Source organism: Sphingobacterium sp. UBA7249 (genome assembly GCF_002472835.1).
GTDB classification, from domain to species: domain Bacteria; phylum Bacteroidota; class Bacteroidia; order Sphingobacteriales; family Sphingobacteriaceae; genus Sphingobacterium; species Sphingobacterium prati.
The window spans coordinates 247,181-266,171 of the sequence record NZ_DKST01000007.1; the positions used below are offsets into that span (position 1 = coordinate 247,181).

General features: G+C 42.0%; 13 protein-coding genes. 8 read left to right on the forward strand and 5 right to left on the reverse strand.

The window, feature by feature from the left end:
- Positions 1 to 222 precede the first annotated feature (222 nt).
- From B4A24_RS05030 to B4A24_RS05040, 3 genes are all read left to right on the forward strand, one after another.
- Positions 223 to 732: an ecotin gene (locus B4A24_RS05030; protein WP_293943233.1), complete on the forward strand. Its 510-nt coding sequence runs from the start codon at positions 223 to 225 to the stop codon at positions 730 to 732.
- A 301-nt stretch (positions 733 to 1,033) separates the two neighbouring features.
- Positions 1,034 to 4,201, forward strand: a complete 3,168-nt coding sequence (locus B4A24_RS05035; RefSeq protein ID WP_293943235.1) for a SusC/RagA family TonB-linked outer membrane protein — start codon at positions 1,034 to 1,036, stop codon at positions 4,199 to 4,201.
- A 32-nt stretch (positions 4,202 to 4,233) separates the two neighbouring features.
- Positions 4,234 to 5,721 (forward strand): SusD/RagB family nutrient-binding outer membrane lipoprotein, encoded by a 1,488-nt coding sequence (locus B4A24_RS05040; RefSeq protein ID WP_293943237.1) that lies wholly within the window; start codon positions 4,234 to 4,236, stop codon positions 5,719 to 5,721.
- 233 nt (positions 5,722 to 5,954) lie between these two features.
- Here the strand turns inward: B4A24_RS05040 and typA are convergent, their stop codons facing one another.
- From typA to B4A24_RS05060, 4 genes are all read right to left on the reverse strand, one after another.
- Positions 5,955 to 7,760, reverse strand: a complete 1,806-nt coding sequence (typA, locus tag B4A24_RS05045) for a translational GTPase TypA (protein ID WP_293943239.1) — start codon at positions 7,758 to 7,760, stop codon at positions 5,955 to 5,957.
- A 78-nt stretch (positions 7,761 to 7,838) separates the two neighbouring features.
- Positions 7,839 to 9,029, reverse strand: a complete 1,191-nt coding sequence (kbl, locus tag B4A24_RS05050; RefSeq protein ID WP_293943241.1) for a glycine C-acetyltransferase — start codon at positions 9,027 to 9,029, stop codon at positions 7,839 to 7,841.
- Between the two features lie 346 nt (positions 9,030 to 9,375).
- On the reverse strand, positions 9,376 to 10,623 hold the full coding sequence (locus tag B4A24_RS05055; RefSeq protein WP_293943243.1) for an ABC transporter permease: 1,248 nt from the start codon (positions 10,621 to 10,623) through the stop codon (positions 9,376 to 9,378).
- Between the two features lie 174 nt (positions 10,624 to 10,797).
- Entirely contained in the window at positions 10,798 to 11,223 is a 426-nt protein-coding gene (locus B4A24_RS05060) for a DUF2147 domain-containing protein (protein WP_293943245.1), read from the reverse strand.
- Between the two features lie 89 nt (positions 11,224 to 11,312).
- Here B4A24_RS05060 and B4A24_RS05065 point away from each other — a divergent pair, with 89 nt between their 5' ends.
- The 3 genes from B4A24_RS05065 to B4A24_RS05075 all read left to right on the forward strand — a co-directional run bounded on the left by B4A24_RS05065 (position 11,313) and on the right by B4A24_RS05075 (position 14,010).
- Positions 11,313 to 11,465 (forward strand): hypothetical protein, encoded by a 153-nt coding sequence (locus tag B4A24_RS05065; protein ID WP_293943247.1) that lies wholly within the window; start codon positions 11,313 to 11,315, stop codon positions 11,463 to 11,465.
- 110 nt (positions 11,466 to 11,575) lie between these two features.
- Complete coding sequence (locus B4A24_RS05070) at positions 11,576 to 11,917, forward strand: phage holin family protein (RefSeq protein WP_293943249.1); 342 nt, start codon at positions 11,576 to 11,578, stop codon at positions 11,915 to 11,917.
- 197 nt (positions 11,918 to 12,114) lie between these two features.
- Positions 12,115 to 14,010: a heavy metal translocating P-type ATPase gene (locus tag B4A24_RS05075; RefSeq protein ID WP_293943251.1), complete on the forward strand. Its 1,896-nt coding sequence runs from the start codon at positions 12,115 to 12,117 to the stop codon at positions 14,008 to 14,010.
- Between the two features lie 92 nt (positions 14,011 to 14,102).
- Here the strand turns inward: B4A24_RS05075 and pgi are convergent, their stop codons facing one another.
- On the reverse strand, positions 14,103 to 15,770 hold the full coding sequence (gene pgi / locus B4A24_RS05080) for a glucose-6-phosphate isomerase (RefSeq protein ID WP_293943253.1): 1,668 nt from the start codon (positions 15,768 to 15,770) through the stop codon (positions 14,103 to 14,105).
- A gap of 282 nt (positions 15,771 to 16,052) precedes the next feature.
- On the opposite strand from pgi, the gene prfB reads away from it, so the two are divergent.
- A protein-coding gene (prfB, locus tag B4A24_RS05085; RefSeq protein ID WP_293943255.1) for a peptide chain release factor 2 occupies positions 16,053 to 17,136 on the forward strand; the annotation gives its coding sequence in 2 pieces (ribosomal slippage) (positions 16,053 to 16,112 and positions 16,114 to 17,136; 1,083 coding nt in all).
- Between the two features lie 404 nt (positions 17,137 to 17,540).
- Positions 17,541 to 18,989 carry a glycosyltransferase gene (locus tag B4A24_RS05090; protein WP_293943257.1) on the forward strand — a complete coding sequence of 483 codons (1,449 nt, stop codon included), beginning with the start codon at positions 17,541 to 17,543 and terminating at the stop codon, positions 18,987 to 18,989.
- The last annotated feature ends 2 nt before the right edge of the window (positions 18,990 to 18,991 follow it).

Here is an 18,991-nt window from a genome sequence, read left to right on the forward strand (position 1 = left end):
ATTACAGAAACCATTATTATAAGTCAGATAATTTTGTTACAAACACATATGATAGATATGCCGAATCAAGATACTGATAGATCGCGGTCTTTTATTTTAAATATCTAGCTATTATCAATTAATCCTTCTGTATTATTACTTGTCTTAGAAATATAGTTTCATTTAAAACAAAGTAGCAATACAGCGGGAAACTGCGTTTGAAGAACAAAGTAAAAAATGGTTATGAGAAAAAATGTATTTAAAATTATGGTCATGATGCTATTCGTTTTCGTCGCATCCACAACAGTAAGTAAAGCACAAATGGTGATAGATAAAATAGACCTAAGTATTTTTCCGGCAGCAGAAAAAGGATATAAAAAAATGGTTATCGAGGTTCCATATTCAGAAAATGACAAGAATAAAAAAATCGAATTTTCTGTTGGTAAATGGTTGGAAGTAGATGGCTGTAACACCTTTAACTTAGCCGGTTCTTTTGAAAAGAAAGATCTTCAGGGATGGGGTTATGATTACTATGTATTCAAAACCAACGGAAATGTGGCGAGTACAAGAATGGCCTGCCCGGATAAGGCAAAAAGACATCTTTTTGTAAGCGCACAGCCGGAAACGGTACGTTACAATGGTCGGATGCCTATTGTTATTTATGTTCCTGAAGGCTACGAAGCTCAATTTAAAATCTTCACAACGGACGGGGATACCTACCGTGCTGCCGAAGTCAGAGAAAAAAATAAATAATAGCAGTAAAATTTAATTGTTTAATCAATAGCAAGCAAACTCAGCTTGCAATGAAAAGTCTCCAACAAAAATTGGAGACTTTTTCTTTCTATATGATCCCATAAAGAAAACGATCCGCATCAGGCCTCTCCCGTTACAATCCTTCTGAAAACCACCTGGCAACCTTTTTCAAAGACGTGATTCACATCGCATTACAGCAGGAAAAAAATCCAAAGACCATAAAATTAACATTTGATTAGTTTAGTATTAATATACAAAGTTTAATATTGCTTACGTTTTTCAGACATAAGTATAAATGATCATGTTCAATCAATCTTCATTACATCTACCAAAAATTGCAGTGCTCACCTGTTTTTTAACGACGTTGGCTGCAAAGGGCTTTGCCCAATCCCAATCATTTCAGGGAAAACTGATTGATTCATTAAGCCAGGACGCTATTCAGGGCGCAACCATTCGAAACTCCCACCTGGGTAAATTAGTTTCATCAGACCAGACAGGAAAATTCACCATTCAGGCGCAAATCGGTGATACCCTACGTATAGGTTTTATGGGTTATCTTCCTAAAAGCTTTGTTATTACTAGTCAGCAGCCTTTGCTAATTGTATTATCTCCTAATCAGCAATCGCTCAATGAAGTCGTAGTAACTGCCCTGGGCATAAAAAAGGAAAAGCAGGCCATAGGTTATTCCGTACAGGAGATCAAGGGCAAGGATCTTGTCAAAGCCCGCGAACCCAACGCAATCTCCAGTCTCGCAGGCCGGGTATCTGGCCTAACCATTACACCAAGTACGAATTTATTTGGCGACCCCGGCATTACCTTACGCGGGAGAAGCAATATTCTTATTGTCGTGGACGGGATGCCGATCAATACGGACTCCTGGAACCTGAGTCCAGATGATATCGAATCCTATTCTGTACTAAAAGGAGCCAATGCCGCAGCCTTATACGGAAACCGCGGACAAAATGGTGCTATTGTGATTACGACAAAGCGAGCAAAGTCGGAGGACAAGGGTTTTCAGGTAGAATTCAACTCGAGTACCCAACTGCAGACCGGATACAATGCAATTCCTAAAATCCAAACGGAATATGGTCCCGGTTCAAATTTTCAATATGCTTTCAAGGATGGACGTGGCGGCGGAATAAACGACAACGACTACAACATCTGGGGGCCGCGCTTTGAAGGACAGCTTATCCCGCAATACAACAGTCCCATTGACCCTAAAACAGGTGCATTGACACCGCTTCCCTGGGAAGCCCGTGGGAAGGATAATTTGGAGAAATTTTTACAAAATGGATTGTTGAGCACCAACAATATCTCTATTTCAAGTAAAACTGAGCGTGGGGACATCCGGCTTTCTGCTTCGCAGATGTTCCAACGCGGGACAACACCAAACACAAAACTCGGTGGCACAAATATCAATTTAACGGGCGGCATCAATGCCGGAAGCAAGCTGAGGATTGATGCGAGCATCAACTACAATAAGCAGTATTCGCCAAACTACCCAAATATCGCTTATGGGCCGAACAGTCCCATTTATATTCTGACTCTATGGGGTGGCGCGGATTATGATATCAACGATCTTAGGAACTACTGGCAACCGGGGAAAGAAAATGTGCAGCAGTATAATCGCGAATATACGATATATGACAACCCTTGGATGACCGCCTATGAAAATCTGCGTACCTACGATAAAGATGATATTTACGGCTATGTTTCTGCCAATTACAAATGGAACAGTCATCTTACCTTGAATGCACGTACCAGCGCAAGTACCTGGAACAGGAACCGTACCATTAAAATTCCGATCTCCGCCAATCTATACAATTACAATATTGGCGGGAGCCGTGTCGGCGGTTACCAGGAAACCTACGATACTTTCTGGGAAAATAATACCGAAGTATCATTAAAATACCAACACCGCATTTCAGAAGACCTTGGTTTCACGGGTTCGGTATTCGGAAACCTACGAACAGTAAGCGCAAAATCATTGTTTGCGCGTACGGATCGGGGCCTAACTGTACCGGGGGTATATGATCTCAGCAATTCGGTCATGCCAACAGTATCAACCAATGACCGCGCACTACGTCAGGTCGGTAGCGCCTATGGCTTTGTCGATCTTGACTACAAAAACAGGCTATTTTTAAACTTGACCGGCCGATTTGATAAGTCGTCGACCATGCCGATAAAAAATAACACTTATTTTTATCCTTCTGCCTCCCTCAGTGCCGTTATATCGCAGATGGTTTCTCTACCCAAAGTGATTTCCTCGCTTAAAGTGCGTGGTGCCTATGCCAATGTTGCCAGCGATTTTGTCAACGAAACGGCACAGTACGATATCTACAAACTTCTCCCCGCATACAGTAATTATGGCCGTTGGGCCAATTCCCTGACCGGAGTTACTTATACAGATGTATTACCAAATCCAGACCTTGTAGCGGAGCGCGTGAAAACAGCAGAGATCGGTTTGGAAACCCGGCTATTCAACAACCGTCTCGGGATAGACCTCGCGGTATTCCGGAATCTGGAGGGACCCCGAATTATCGAGCTGGCCACATCAGTCACCTCGGGTGTAAAGGCAAGACAAACCAATGGACTGACTTTGCTGCGAAAAGGCATCGAGCTGAGCATAGACGCAACAGCAATCCAACGTGAACACTTCAGCTGGAATGTATTGGTCAATGCCTCGACCAATCACGCCTGGCTGCATGATATAGATGGTCATCAAACTCGCTCCGGCGATGTACGCATCGGAGAACGCTGGGATAGCTTCTATGTCAATGATTTTCAGCGTGACGAAAAAGGAAACTTAATTGTAGGAACCAACGGTCTTCCGGCCTACAATCCCTATGTCAGCAGGATTGGTTACAGCGACAATAAGTTTACAGCGAGTATCAGCAACAGTTTCCGTTACCGTGATTTCAACTTAAGCTTCCTCGTTGACGGCCGCTTTGGGGGCCTGATCAAAAATGTACAGGATGCCAAACAATGGGGCTCGGGAACGCATCCCGAATCGGCTAACACCTATCGTCTCAAAGATTGGCAAAATAGAGATGTCAAAGATTATAAGGGTACGGTCATGACCGAGGGACTAAAAATTGTCAAAGGTCAATTGAGCACAGACCAAGATGGCAAAATAATTTCCGACACACGGGAATTTGCACCAAACGATATCCCCGTTTTATGGCAAAACTGGGCCACCAACTATTACCAGTCCGGACCGATCACGGCAAAAGACCGGACATTTGTCAAATTACGGGAGATCGTCCTCAGCTATAACCTGCCTGCCAATTTATTGAAAAACTCCAGGTTTTTACGAAGCGCAAGCGTCTCCTTAGTAGGCCGAAATCTACTGTACTTTACTGGAAAAGGTACACGAAACATGGATCTGGATCAGTTTACCAGCGCTAGTTCGGATTACCAAACCCCGTCTGTAAAGAGCTTTGGTCTCAATCTTAATGCAACATTTTAAAGGTTTTAACACATCAAGATATTTTTTTCAATATGAAATACTTTAAATCAGTCTTACTCTTACTTCTCTTTGGCAGCACACTGAGCTCCTGTAAAAAAATCGAAGACTTACAAAAGGATCCTGCAGCCGTCTATGATCCTGCGCCAAAACTGCTGTTTACAGGTATATTGATGCGGTCGCACGATGCTCCCTGGAGCGAAGACCACCGCTATAACCAGTATATGACCCAAAATGAAGCCTATTATACCGGACAGCCATACAGCTGGACGACAGGTTCCTTTGATACACCTTATGGCGTGCTGCGGGATGTCTACCGGATGGAAATCGAGGCAGCTAAAACACCGGAACCGGGTGCTGTTTACCTCACCTTAGCTAAATTCTTCAAAGCCTATTTTTTTGCCCGGACAACCGAAATGTTTGGCGATATCCCAATGGCAGATGCGCTACAGGGTGAGACCGGCAACAACTTTGCCCCAAAGTACAATACACAGCTGGAAGTATATCAGCAAGTGCTTTCCTGGCTGGAGGAAGCCAATACCGAACTGGCTAGCTTTAAAGAAAAAGGCTCTCTTCTTGAAGGTGATTTCTTTTACAACGGAAAGACGGAGCAATGGCAAAAGTTGGTCAACTCCCTGAAGTTGCGTATACTGATAAGCCTGAGCAAACGTGCCGACGATACTCCGGTATTGCGCATCAAAGAGCGATTTGCGGAACTGCTGGCCAATCCTTCCAAATATCCATTGATCCTGGATAATCGGGATAATTTCCAGCTGCAATACAATTCGATCAATACATATCCGCTCTGGCCCACTGACGGTGTGATTATCAAAAAAGATGTGCGAAATACCCTAGGTGCAACTTATCTGGACATCTTAAAAACAACGCGGGATCCACGGTTGCCGGTACAGGCACTTCCGGCCTCTGCCTTACCATTTGATCCCGCAACACCTTTCGAGGCCTATCAGGGCGGCAAGACGGGCGACCTACAAAGCACGCTGTTGAAACAAGCAACAGAAGGACAGCTTTCCATGATTAATTTTGACTATTGGCTCGCTTCTCCTTCAGGATTACCATCCATTCAGCTCGGGGCCTCCGAAGTGCAGTTTGCGCTTGCAGAAGGGATCAACCGAGGCTGGAGTAAGTCGGATGCAAAGAGTAGATTTGAAGCCGGTGTAACGCAATCCATGCTGTTTTATGGCGTCTCCTCAGAAAAGATTGAAACCTTTTTAAAGGGCTATCCTTACAAGGGCGACAATTCCGAAGGTCTGAAACAGATCCTCACACAGAAGTATGTTTCTTTTTTCGAAAACTCAGGCAAACAGGCCTTCTTTGAGCAACGCCGCACCGGTATCCCTGAATTCAATGTAGGACCGGCAAATGCCAACAACAACCAGATTCCAAAAAGATGGGCTTATCCTAAAAATGAATATAGTACCAACGAGAGCAATTTAAAAGAGGCCCTGCAACGTCAGTTTAACGGATCGGATACGCAGAATGATGTCATCTGGTCTATCAAATAAACAAAATCAACACCTTTGTATCCCTCATTCGATGTATTCAGATGCAAAGTAGAAATTTTTGAAAATCAGGAAATATTTCAAAAGAAAATTAGAAAAGCAGGAATCTCCACGGAGGAATAGTATCCGTCATTAAAGAGCTATTACTAAGCTAAAAAACAGCGGAAAGAACTGATACAAAAAAGCCATCGAAATACTATTTCGATGGCTTTTATCTTATAATCTTTAACTACTTACTATTGAAATTTTTTCGCGTTTACTTTACGCTCATTTTCTGTCAAGTAGATTTTACGCAAGCGGATAGATTGTGGTGTAACCTCAATGTATTCGTCGGCTTGAATATATTCCATAGATTCTTCTAGCGAGAATTTAATTGCCGGTGCAATGCGTGTGTTATCATCTGTACCCGATGCACGCATATTTGTCAATTGTTTACCTTTAACAATGTTGATCGTTAAATCATTGTCACGGATGTGCTCTCCCAAGATTTGTCCTTCATAAATATCCACACCTGGATCAACAAAGAACTTACCTCTATCTTGTAACTTATCAATAGAGTAAGCAGTAGTTGTACCTTTATCCAAAGAGATCAATACACCATGCAAACGTCCAGGGATTGTTCCTCTCCAAGGCTCGTACCCTTTCAAACGGTGTGCCATTACAGCCTCTCCGGCAGTAGCAGTCAAGACGTTGTTACGCAGACCGATGATACCACGAGAAGGAATTTCAAACTCAAGATGTTGCATTTCGCCTTTCGTTTCCATCACTAAAAGTTCACCTTTACGTTGTGTTACCAACTCGATCACTTTACCGGAAACTTCAGCAGGTACGTCAACAACCAATACTTCGATAGGCTCACATTTTTTACCGTCGATCTCTTTCAAGATAACTTGAGGCTGACCTACCTGTAATTCGTAACCTTCGCGACGCATTGTTTCGATCAATACGGATAAGTGAAGGATACCACGGCCGTATACCAACCATGCGTCTGGAGATTCAGTAGGAACGACACGTAAAGCTAAGTTCTTCTCTAATTCCTTTTGTAAACGATCATGAATATGTCTCGAAGTCACCAATTTACCTTCTTTACCAAAGAATGGCGAGTTGTTGATTGTGAACAACATGTTCATTGTTGGTTCATCAATGCTGATCACTTCCAATTGCTCTGGGTTTTCAAAATCAGCGATCGTATCACCGATATCAAAACCTTCGATACCAACTACAGCACAAATATCACCACATTTAACTTCTTCCACACGACGACGGCCCAAACCTTCGAATGTATGTAATTCTTTTACACGGGATTTTACGATCTTACCATCACGTTTTACTAACGAAATAGGCTGTCCTTCTTTGATGGTACCACGTGCCACACGACCGATAGCTATACGACCTACGAAAGTCGAGTAATCTAAGGAAGTGATTTGCATCTGTAATGTACCTTCAACAAATGGCGAAGGTGGGAAGTGACTAATGATTGCATCTAATAATTCAGATACATCTTCTTTCTTTTCTTTCCAATCTGTTGACATCCAACCATGTTTGGAAGAACCGTATAATACTGGAAATGCCAATTGCTCCTCTGTAGCATCAAGGCTAAAGAATAAATCAAATACATTTTCGTACACCTCTTCTGGGCGACAGTTTTCTTTGTCCACTTTATTCACTACAACCAAAGGCTTCAAACCTAAGGATAATGCTTTTTGTGTAACAAAACGTGTTTGCGGCATCGGACCCTCGAAAGCATCCACAAGCAATACAACACCATCAGCCATTTTCAATACACGCTCTACTTCACCACCGAAATCGGCGTGACCAGGTGTATCAATAACATTAATCTTTACGCCTTTATATTGTACTGAAACGTTTTTAGCGACAATAGTAATACCGCGTTCACGTTCTAAATCGTTATTATCCAGAATTAAATCACCTGTACCATCATTATCTCTAAAAAGATTTGTGAAGTGTAAGATTTTGTCTACCAACGTAGTTTTACCGTGATCGACGTGAGCGATAATCGCTATGTTTCTAATATTTTGCATCCAGCAAGTAAATTTGTTTTTAAATTCAGGGTGCAAAGATAAACATTTTGCACCACAAAATTTATAACTATGTGTATTTTATTTAATTACACCTAATTCTTTACCTACTTTGGTAAAGGCGGCGATCGCTTTATCTAAGTGCGCAAGCTCATGTCCTGCTGAAATCTGCACACGGATACGGGCTTTTCCCTGAGGTACAACAGGATAGTAAAAACCGATCACATAAATACCCTCGTCCAACATTTTAGCGGCAAACTCTTGGGCAAGTTTCGCATCGTAAAGCATCACAGGGACGATCGGATGGAAACCTGGCTTGATATCAAATCCTGCTTCAGTCATCTTTTCACGGAAATATTTGGTGTTGGATTCAAGCTTGTCACGCAATACTGTCGTCTCACTCAGCATATCCAATACGGCAACAGAAGCGCCTGCAATCGCGGGTGCCAAGGTATTTGAAAATAAATACGGGCGCGAACGCTGACGTAACAAATCGATGATTTCTTTTTTACCGGAAGTGAAACCGCCAGAAGCACCACCAAGGGCTTTACCAAGTGTTCCCGTAATAATATCTACGCGGTCGATCACGTTGAATAGCTCGTGTGTACCACGGCCTGTAGCGCCAATAAAACCCGTACAATGGGATTCGTCAATCATGACCAAAGCCTGATATTTGTCCGCAAGATCACAGATCTTGTCTAACGGAGCAACTGATCCGTCCATGGAAAATGCACCATCGGTAACGATGATTTTGTGTCTCGCTCCTGATGCTGCCTGCAGTTGTGTTTCTAAATCTGCCATATCCGCATTTTTATAGCGGAAACGTTGTGCTTTACACAAACGTACACCATCGATAATCGAAGCATGATTCAATTCATCGGAAATAATTGCGTCCTCAGCACCAAACAAAGGCTCGAAAACACCTCCGTTTGCATCAAATGCCGCGGCATATAAAATCGTATCTTCTGTCCCTAAGAATTGGGATATTTTTGCTTCTAATTCTTTATGTACATCTTGTGTACCACAGATAAAACGTACGGAGGACATGCCATAACCATGTGTATCAATTGCCTGCTTAGCCGCCTCGATCACTTTCGGGTGAGAAGATAATCCCAAATAGTTGTTTGCACAAAAATTGATGACTTCCTGCCCTGTGCTCACTTTAATATCTGCTCCTTGAGGGGTAACGATCACCCGCTCTTGTTTATACAATCCCGCTTCTTTGATTGCTTCCAATTCTTTTTGTAAAACTGGTTGTAATGTATTGTACATAATTCGAATTTATTTTTTTATACAATATTACAGGTTTTCATTGGAATAATTCGCTTTCGGCACTTGAGAAATGGGTTATTCATGCAGAATTCATCTCAAATCAATGTTTTGATAACATGAAAACGATTGCACAAATTTATATTGCGCTACCAGCTTACTGCTCATGATAACCTCACGATTGATTTGTATTCATTGACTACATCTCGAATACCCAGCTACTACATACCAGTTCGCAAAGTTTAAAAACAGGAACATATAGCTATCCTTCGCCGTTAACCTCCTTTAATACCTAAAATTCAAGTGCATGACTGCCTCTCAGAAAAGGCTGTGATATACGGATCCGCTGCTATTCGTACCGCAGCGCGTCCACCGGATCCAATTTTGAGGCTTTTGATGCAGGGTAATAACCGGATAGCATCCCGACTAGGCCACATACGGCAAATCCAAGAATAATTGCTGTCCAGGGGATAATAAATGAAGTCCCCAGCTGAAGGGCCAATAAATTACCGATAAGGATACCGATAAATATTCCCGCAACCCCGCCCATCATGCAGATGACGATGGCCTCCATGAGGAATTGCTTTCGGATCACACTCGGTGTAGCGCCTATTGCCTTGCGAATACCGATTTCCCGTGTCCGTTCCGTTACAGACACCAACATGATATTCATCAATCCAATGGATGCGCCAACAAGTGTAATAAATGCAATCACAACAGCTCCCAAGGTTACCATTGCCATATTCTGCATCAACATCTGTGCGACTGCATCTGATTTGGTAATCTCAAAATCATTGGGCTGCCTGGCCGAAAGGCCACGAATATTGCGAAATACAATGGAAGCTTCGCCAATTGCTGCTTCCAGGCGCATCGGATCATTGGAGGACACGGTGATCACATAGGAGGGTTCTACAACTTGCATAACGGATCTTGCTTTCACCAAAGGAATAAAACAGGCTCTATCACCGCCCATACCGGCCGAAGAACCTTTGCTTTTCAATACCCCGATCACCTGATACCGAATATTATTGACCGTGATAAACTGTCCAATCGGATCAATGATTTCGCCAAAAAGCATTTTACTGACCTCACTACCAATAATAATCACGGCCCCACCGGTCTCAACATCCCTGACGGAGAAGTTCCGGCCTTCGCTGACAATATAGCCCGAGGTCTGAAGATAATTTTCATCGGTACCTATAAGGCCTATATTCGGGTTTGTCTTTTTAGATTGAAATTTTGCGGTCGAATTCCAGGTTACATTGGCGCTGATGGATGTCGTGGCGTTAAAATGGAAATTCTGTCTGAACCGGGCAGCTTGAGCGTACGTAATATTGGCGAATACCTTTGACCGTGTCCCTCCTGTTCCTATCTGCACATTTATACCTCTATTTCGAATATTGAACGAATTGGAACCCATGGAAGAAAAAGAATCCGTTAGGGAGTTTTTCATGGCATCAATAGATGTCAATACGCCAATCAGGGCCATCATCCCTATCGCTATGATCAATGCCGTTAAAAATGTCCGCAACTTGTTGCCCACAATAGATTGCAGCGCAAGTTTTACGTTTTCAACATAAGACATTTTTACGGACATAAAGCGATTTTTATAATTTGCAGATGAAAATACTGTTATTCCTCCACAAAACCAAAAGGCAATTTATTCTACTGGAATAAATTGCCTTTTTATCACAGATTTCTACCAACAGGCAGATCTGTTTTAACTTTACTGCAATGGCACACGGCGCATAGTTACACGATCATCTGGCGACTACTTTATCCTTTTCCAGCTCTCTGTTCTACCCAGCAAACTAACCCCCACATAACCGCGAATGTCAAGTTTATCTCCCTTTAAAGTCATTTTACAGCTGTAAGTTTTCCCTGTTTTCGGATCATAGATTTTCCCGTCCTCGTAGGTATTTCCATCTTTTACAAAATTAGTCAAGATCTCCAATCCTTGGACTGCCCTAGCCTGAAGCGCCTTATCTGGGTTTTTAACGTCTTTCTTGGGCTGTCCGGCTTCATTATTCGGAAATTTAAGCCAATAAAGCTTGCCGAAAAATTTATCTCCTTTTTTATAAATCTCCACACGTCCCTCACCACTTGGGTTTTCCCATTTTCCGATAATAGGATCTGTCTGTGCAAACAATGTTACTGTAACAAACAACATTGTAAATGCCATCATAATTTTTTTCATTGGTCTATTGATTTATGAGTTATTACTATAAAACAATCGCTTTGTCTTACTTACTAATCTATTAGAAATAAATATACAAAATATTTACTATGCTAGCATACATTATTTCGCTTGATATACATTTACAAGATAGACAAGCAATTTCTTTTCGGTTTAAATCTTCCTTCAAGTTGTATGGGGCTGCAAGCAAAAATACGGCTGGAACGCTATTGCATGACGATGGCAGCAATGCTGCCACCTAGATTCAACAGACCAAGTTTATACCACACAAATAAAATAAATTTTGGCATCGCGTTTGTACGACAGTTATTATATTATTACTTTATTCACTGTTTATAAATTAGCACATATTATGAAATTTATTATTAGTCTTCTACTTACCGGCGTAATCGTCGCAGTTGCTTGTTGGATTGTTCCAGGCGCACATGTCGCAGGATTCGGCTGGGCTATTGTCGCGGGGTTGGTCATTGGATTTGTCAATGCAACCGTAGGTTCAATTTTAAGATTGTTCACTTTTCCATTAAACTGGCTTACGCTTGGGCTGATTTCCTTTATTATCACCGTTTTAATGGTATTACTTTCAGACTCGCTCCTTGGATCCAAATTTGACGTGGATGGGTTTTGGACAGCAGCATTGTTCGCCATCGTCGTTGCCGTATTGGAAATGATCATCGGAAGCACTTCAAAAGACTAAAATCATATTAATTATATAATATAAAAGGCTGTTTTCCGATTGGCGAAAGCAGCCTTTTTCTATATCAGCGGGCATGATACTCTCCGAACAAAAAGCCTATTTTCTAATGTTCTCTATGCGCTATTTTAATTTCCCGACCTTCGCTTTTTAAGCTTAAAATAGCTAAATTTAAATTATTTAACAGATCCTCCCATATTATGTGCGAACACAATCATGAGCATAGCCATACAGAAAAAGAGACTCCCTGGTGGGTATCACAACGTAAACTCCTTATTGCGCTCATTATATTGATCACCCTGCTGGTCCTCAAATATGCCTTTAACATTACCCTTCCCTTTTATGCTGCATTACTTTTAAATGGTGCGGCATACCTATTAGCAGGTATACCCGTTCTGCAGATGGCATTGCGGAAAGCAAAACGTGGCGATTTCTTCAATGAATTTTTTCTGATGAGCGTTGCTACCTTAGGTGCGTTTGCAATCGGGGAATTTGAAGAGGGCGTTGCCGTCATGGTCTTTTACCAGATCGGTGAATGGTTTCAGGATACAGCTGTAGATAACGCCAAAAAATCCATAAAATCGCTTTTGGACATCCGTCCGGATAAAGTCACGGTCCTGCGTGCTGGAAAACAACTGGATGTAGATCCCAAAACCGTCAACATCGGTGAGGTGATTGTTGTTAAAGCGGGCGAAAAAGTTGCGCTTGACGGAAAGCTGCTGAATGAACGGGCTGCATTCAATACCGCTGCCCTAACCGGAGAAAGTAAGCCAGACACCAAATATCAGGGTGACGCTGTCTTTGCGGGCATGATAAATTTAGAAACGGTTTCTGAAATCAGCGTAAGCAGCTCCTTTCAAGACAGCAAATTGAGCAAGATACTAGAAATGGTGCAGGATGCTACGGCACGAAAATCCAAAACACAGCTATTTATTTCCAAGTTTGCAAAGGTTTATGTTCCTATTATCTTCACCCTGGCAGTTCTCGTACTGATCGTCCCAATATTTATTGTCAGTGACTATAGCTTTAGAGAATGGTTTTATCGCAGTCTGGTGTTTCTGGTAATCAGTTGTCCTTGTGCTTTGGTCGTGTCGATCCCCTTAGGTTACTTCGGTGGGATAGGCTTAGCTTCCAGAAATGGCATCTTGTTTAAAGGTGGCAATTTCCTGGATGCCATCACTGCTGTGGATACGATTGTGATGGATAAAACGGGGACTCTGACCGAGGGTGTTTTTGAAGTGAAAGAGGTCGTTGCTGTCAATGGACAGTTGGCGGAACTATTGGATTATGCCAAAGCCATTGAATCCAATTCCACCCATCCTATCGCAAAGGCGATAGCGAACTATCATCAGGGAGATGCTACCTTCAATACCAAAGGGATAGAGGAAGTGGCTGGCCATGGACTCAAAGCGACGATCAACGATAAGCTTGTTCTCGCTGGCAACAACAAACTGCTGGACAAGTTTGGTATTTCCTATCCGAAAGAAATAAAGCAAATTGTCCATTCCATTGTACTGATAGCAATAGACAATCGATATGCAGGCTATATTACGGTTGCTGATCGAAACAAACCGGATGCAAAAGCGGTCATTTCGGCAATGCGGGCACAGGGCTTATACACAGTCATGCTGTCTGGCGATAAAAAGGCGGTGGTAGATGATGTGGCAAGCGAACTGGGGATAGATAAAGCTTATGGTGACCTGCTGCCCGAGGACAAAGTAAGACATGTCCAAAAACTGATCGACGAAGGGCGAAATGTCGCTTTTGCCGGCGATGGTGTCAACGATGCTCCTGTGGTTGCTTTGGCCCAGGTAGGCATCGCAATGGGCGGGTTAGGTGCAGATGCGACTATCGAAACGGCTGATGTGGTGATTCAGAATGATGAACCTCATAAAATCCTATCGGCGATTAAAATTGGAAAAATTACGCGTCATATTGTATGGCAGAATGTCATCCTGGCAATGGGCATAAAGGTTATTGTGCTGATCCTAGGGGCCGGTGGAGTTGCAACGCTCTGGGAAGCTGTCATCGCTGATGTCGGGGTTGCGCTATTGGCGATTTTAAACGCCATCCGTATCCAAAACAAAACGGTATGACGGCATGAGACAAATTAAAGCCAATATCGTTGCTAAAAAACACACTGGGCTACCTTTTTTGATACGCAGCCCAGTGTATCAGTTCTCTTCACTTAGTCACGCCAGGATTTATAAGTATTGATCAATCCATTGGTGGAAGAATCATGACTTATAACCGGATTATTATCGCCCAATTCAGGCAGAATCTGATTGGCCAGCTGTTTGCCAAGTTCGACTCCCCATTGGTCAAAACTATAGATATTCCAAATCACCCCTTGTACAAAGATCTTATGTTCATAAAATGCGATAAGCCGGCCCAAGGTACGTGGTGTCATTTTTTTCAACAGTATAGAATTTGTCGGTCGGTTGCCTTCAAATACTTTATAGGCTTTTAGTTCTTCGATCTGTAGCTCTGATTTCCCTGCTTTCTTCAATTCGGTAACCACTTCTTGCTCGGTCTTACCATTCATCAATGCCTCAGTCTGGGCAAAGAAATTAGACAATAAAAGCTGATGGTGGTTGCCTATAGGATTGAGACTATTCGCTGGTGCGATAAAATCGCATGGAATCAATTTTGTTCCCTGGTGGATCAATTGGTAAAAGGCGTGTTGCCCGTTTGTCCCAGGCTCCCCCCAGATAATAGGTCCTGTTTGATAGTCCACTGCTTCGCCATTGCGATCTATATACTTACCATTGCTTTCCATATCACCTTGTTGGAAATATGCGGCAAAACGATGCAAGTATTGATCGTAAGGAAGGATTGCATGGCTTTCTGCCTGAAAGAAATTATTGTACCATATGCCAAGCAATGCCAATATCACGGGAATATTTTCTTCGAAGGCGCTGGTTCTGAAATGCTCATCTGCATCGTAGGCCCCTTTTAGAAGTTCCTCAAAATTATCAAATCCAATAGCCAAGCTGATGGAAAGACCTATTGCGGACCAAAGGGAATAACGTCCGCCGACCCAATCCCAAAATTCAAACATATTTTGGGTATCTATTCCAAATGTACGTACTGCTTCGGTATTGGTACTCAATGCAGCGAAATGCTTAGCAACATTCTCCTGAAGAGCTCCATTGGCCAAAAACCAATCTTTAGCTGTATGTGCATTCGCCATTGTCTCCTGCGTAGTGAAGGTCTTTGATGCGATCAAAAACAATGTCGTTTCGGGATCTACAGTTTTCAATGTTTCGGCAATATGGGTGCCATCTACATTAGATACAAAATGTACATTTAAACGCGTTTTATATGCCTTTAAAGCCTCCGTTACCATAACGGGGCCAAGATCAGAACCACCGATACCGATATTAACCACATCCGTGATCTCTTTGCCTGTATACCCTTTCCACTCTCCGGATATAATTTTGGCGGTAAAGGTTTTCATTTGTGCCAACACACGTCTCACATCTGGCATCACATCTTTCCCATCGACAAATACAGGTCTTTCGGATTGATTCCGCAACGCCGTATGCAAGACAGGCCTATTTTCTGTTACGTTGATTCGTTCACCCGCGAACATAGCCTCAATGGCATCGGCAAGGCCGCATTCTTTCGCCAGCTGCACCAAAAGAGCTTTCGTCTCTTCGTTTATACGATTCTTGGAGTAGTCCAAAAGGATATCTTCGAAAGCGATCGAGAACTTTTCAAAACGTGCAGGATCTGCGGCAAAAAGCTGGCGTAAATCCTTGAAACCGTTACTATATGGGCCAAATAGCGATCCAAAATGCTGCGTTAGATTTCTATAGGCCTCTGTCTTTGTAAAATTAATTTTTGGGAACATGCTGTTTTACTGAATTATTTGTTTTTAAACCTCGATCAGATCCTGTTGTATATTTTATTACACATCGTATAGATCGTTAACGACTGTTTATTCTGTCGACGATATCAAAACTAAAAAAAAAAGGTCAGATATTCGTACCGTGGACTACCTATTGCTTATTAAAAAAATTTAATAGGCGCCTACAGCTGATCATGTTGCTCTCAGTCTGCAGGCGGTGATCGCAACAACTTAATTGGATGCTATTCCGCATTTATTAATTAAAAAATTTCTACATTAGCAGCTATGACAAAAGAACAAATTCAAGACTTGAGGGATCGCGTTACTTCCCTGAGGAGGCATCTTTGACATCGATGCCCGCAAAGACGAAATAGAGAGGGACCAGGCCATTACCCTGGAAGCAAACTTCTGGGATGATTCCAAAGCTGCAGAGAAAATATTGCAGGCCATCAAAACCCAAAAAGTATGGACTGATCATTTTGATGAAGTGGCTTCGGCAGTTGAAGACACGTATGTCATGTATGAGTTTTTTCAATCTGGAGATGCTACGGATAAAGAACTGGATGATCAGTATAAACTTGCATTGGAGAAAGTCGAAGAACTGGAGTTCAAAAATATGCTCAGTGCTGAAGAGGATCAGCTGGATGCCATCCTGCAGATCACCGCTGGTGCCGGAGGTACCGAAAGCTGTGACTGGGCAGCCATGCTGATGCGGATGTATATTATGTGGGGCGAGAAAAATGGGTATAAAGTCACCGAACAGGACTCCCAGGAAGGCGATGTGGCTGGAATCAAAAGTGTCACCCTTCAATTATCTGGAGCCTTTGCTTATGGCTACCTTAAAGGTGAAAATGGTGTCCATCGATTGGTCCGTATTTCCCCTTTTGACTCCAACGCAAAAAGACACACCTCATTTGCATCGGTTTATGTCTATCCGCTGATTGATGACAATATCGAAATCGATGTTAAAGATTCTGAAATCGAATGGGATACCTTCCGTTCGGGAGGTGCTGGAGGACAGAATGTAAACAAGGTGGAGACAGCTGTACGGCTACACCATAAACCCACAGGCATCATTATCAAAAATCAGGAAACGAGATCGCAATTGCAAAATAAGGAAAACGCTTTGCGCTTATTGAAATCACAATTGTATGAGATCGAAATGCGCAAGCGACAAGAAGCTTCAGCGGCGATTGAAGGAAATAAAAAGAAAATTGAATGGGGGTCCCAAATTCGGAACTATGTCTTACACCCGTATAAATTAATCAAGGATTTACGCACTAATTACGAAACATCAAATACCCAGGCTGTATTGGATGGAGACCTCAATGATTTCCTGAAAAATTATCTAATGGAATTTGGCGGTTGATATCCCCTCACAATAAATAAAAAAATACGCTCCAGACTGAGCGTATTTTTTTTTGCTATAGAGCACTGCCTTATTTCAGACACAGTTTGTCACATAAACTGTCAATTACTATTTAAAAAAATCCCAAAAATGTTAAAAAACCTTAAAAGTCTACCACATGGTTAGCGTAGGTAATTATTGATTAGATAGACAACAAAATGCAATCAACAAACTCATTATCAATTTATTAAAATAAAAACTTATGTATCAACAACGTTACAAAACACAAGTGCCTTCAATTTTTGGCACAAAATAAAGGCATGTGTTTTGCGTTTATGGATTCGTAATATTTTCATTACAAAGGACTCAGTATATGGGTCAGCAAAGAGAATAAAGAAGAATGTATATCTAAAAATAGAACGGTTATGAATTACATGAAAGAAAACTCAATCGTATCAAAGCAGATGGCCAAACAATGGAAACCTGCAGTGTACGACGTTAATGAAGAAAAACAGCAACAATCTGCGACGACAGTAGACAAAGTTGAAGAAAGCAATTTCGGCGCAAAAGAATACGGTATTTTTGGAGCAACCTTTTTTGTGCTATTTGCGTCAGTCTTTGGTGTATATATGCTACAACCAGATTTTGATGCATTACGTTTCCAACGTTTGGACAGTATCGGCGGTACTTTTTTAATTGGTTTAGGTATATTTTTAGCCGTTGTCGCCATCAGTTTCTTATTATTCTTAATTGTACTTCATCGTAAATACAGACCAATTGCATCTGTTTCAGATGAAGAACTGCCAACATGTACGATTATCGTTCCAGCATATAATGAAGGGCAATTGGTATACGATACCCTGCACAGCTTGGCCAGCAGTGATTATCCGGAGAAAAAACTTCAGATTATCGCTATTGATGACGGAAGCAAAGACAATACCTTTGCCTGGATACAACGTGCGAAGATGGAATTGGGTGATCGTATTGAAATCTATCAACAACCAAAAAACATGGGTAAACGCCATGCATTATACCGTGGATTTAAATTGGGGACAGGCGAAGTCTTTATTACAGTAGATAGCGATTCTGTTGTCAACAAAGACACCATTCGTAACATGGCCAGTCCATTTGTGACCAACCAGGAATGTGGGGCAGTAGCTGGTAATGTGCGCGTACTGAATAATAAAAAGGCAATCATACCTCGTATGTTAAATGTGAGTTTTGTATTCAGTTTTGAGTTTGTACGTTCGGCTCAAAGTATGTTGGGAACTGTAATGTGTACCCCTGGAGCATTATCTGGTTACCGCAGAGAAGCTGTTATGAACTGCTTGGAGGATTGGGTCAACCAAACTTTTATGGGACAACCTTCTGATATTGGAGAAGATCGCGCCATGACAAATATGATATTGAAACAGGGATACCATGTATTGTTCCAATCAAACGCCTTCGTGTACACTGATACGCCTGTACGCTATAAAAACTTATATAAAATGTTCATCCGTTGGGAAAGAAGTAATGTGCGTGAAAACATTATGATGAGTCAGTTTGCCTTTAAGAATTTCCGTAACGGACCAAAATGGGGTGCCCGTATCTTGTTGATCATGCAATGGAAGAAAGTATTGCTTTCGTATCCGATGATGTTATTGATGCTTTGGACTGTATTCCATTATCCATTGATGTTTTTGAGTTCAACCTTGGTTGGAATCCTAATATTTTCAAGTATTCAGGCTTATTTCTTTGCATCCAAAAATTCAAATGCAAAAGAAGCTTTCTGGGCATATAGTTACAGTATATTTTACGCTTTTAGTTTATTTTGGATCACACCTTATGCCATTGCTACGGCTGGGCGCAAAGGTTGGTTGACAAGAGGCTAGTT

Excerpts from the sequence above, each read along its gene's own strand:
- B4A24_RS05030 (WP_293943233.1), top strand. The coding sequence starts at position 223 with ATGAGAAAAAATGTATTTAAAATTATGGTCATGATGCTATTCGTTTTC.
- B4A24_RS05035 (WP_293943235.1), top strand. The coding sequence starts at position 1,034 with ATGTTCAATCAATCTTCATTACATCTACCAAAAATTGCAGTGCTCACC.
- B4A24_RS05040 (WP_293943237.1), top strand. The coding sequence starts at position 4,234 with ATGAAATACTTTAAATCAGTCTTACTCTTACTTCTCTTTGGCAGCACA.
- typA (WP_293943239.1), bottom strand. The coding sequence starts at position 7,760 with ATGCAAAATATTAGAAACATAGCGATTATCGCTCACGTCGATCACGGT.
- kbl (WP_293943241.1), bottom strand. The coding sequence starts at position 9,029 with ATGTACAATACATTACAACCAGTTTTACAAAAAGAATTGGAAGCAATC.
- B4A24_RS05055 (WP_293943243.1), bottom strand. The coding sequence starts at position 10,623 with ATGTCCGTAAAAATGTCTTATGTTGAAAACGTAAAACTTGCGCTGCAA.
- B4A24_RS05060 (WP_293943245.1), bottom strand. The coding sequence starts at position 11,223 with ATGAAAAAAATTATGATGGCATTTACAATGTTGTTTGTTACAGTAACA.
- B4A24_RS05065 (WP_293943247.1), top strand. The coding sequence starts at position 11,313 with ATGCTAGCATACATTATTTCGCTTGATATACATTTACAAGATAGACAA.
- B4A24_RS05070 (WP_293943249.1), top strand. The coding sequence starts at position 11,576 with ATGAAATTTATTATTAGTCTTCTACTTACCGGCGTAATCGTCGCAGTT.
- B4A24_RS05075 (WP_293943251.1), top strand. The coding sequence starts at position 12,115 with ATGTGCGAACACAATCATGAGCATAGCCATACAGAAAAAGAGACTCCC.
- pgi (WP_293943253.1), bottom strand. The coding sequence starts at position 15,770 with ATGTTCCCAAAAATTAATTTTACAAAGACAGAGGCCTATAGAAATCTA.
- B4A24_RS05090 (WP_293943257.1), top strand. The coding sequence starts at position 17,541 with ATGAATTACATGAAAGAAAACTCAATCGTATCAAAGCAGATGGCCAAA.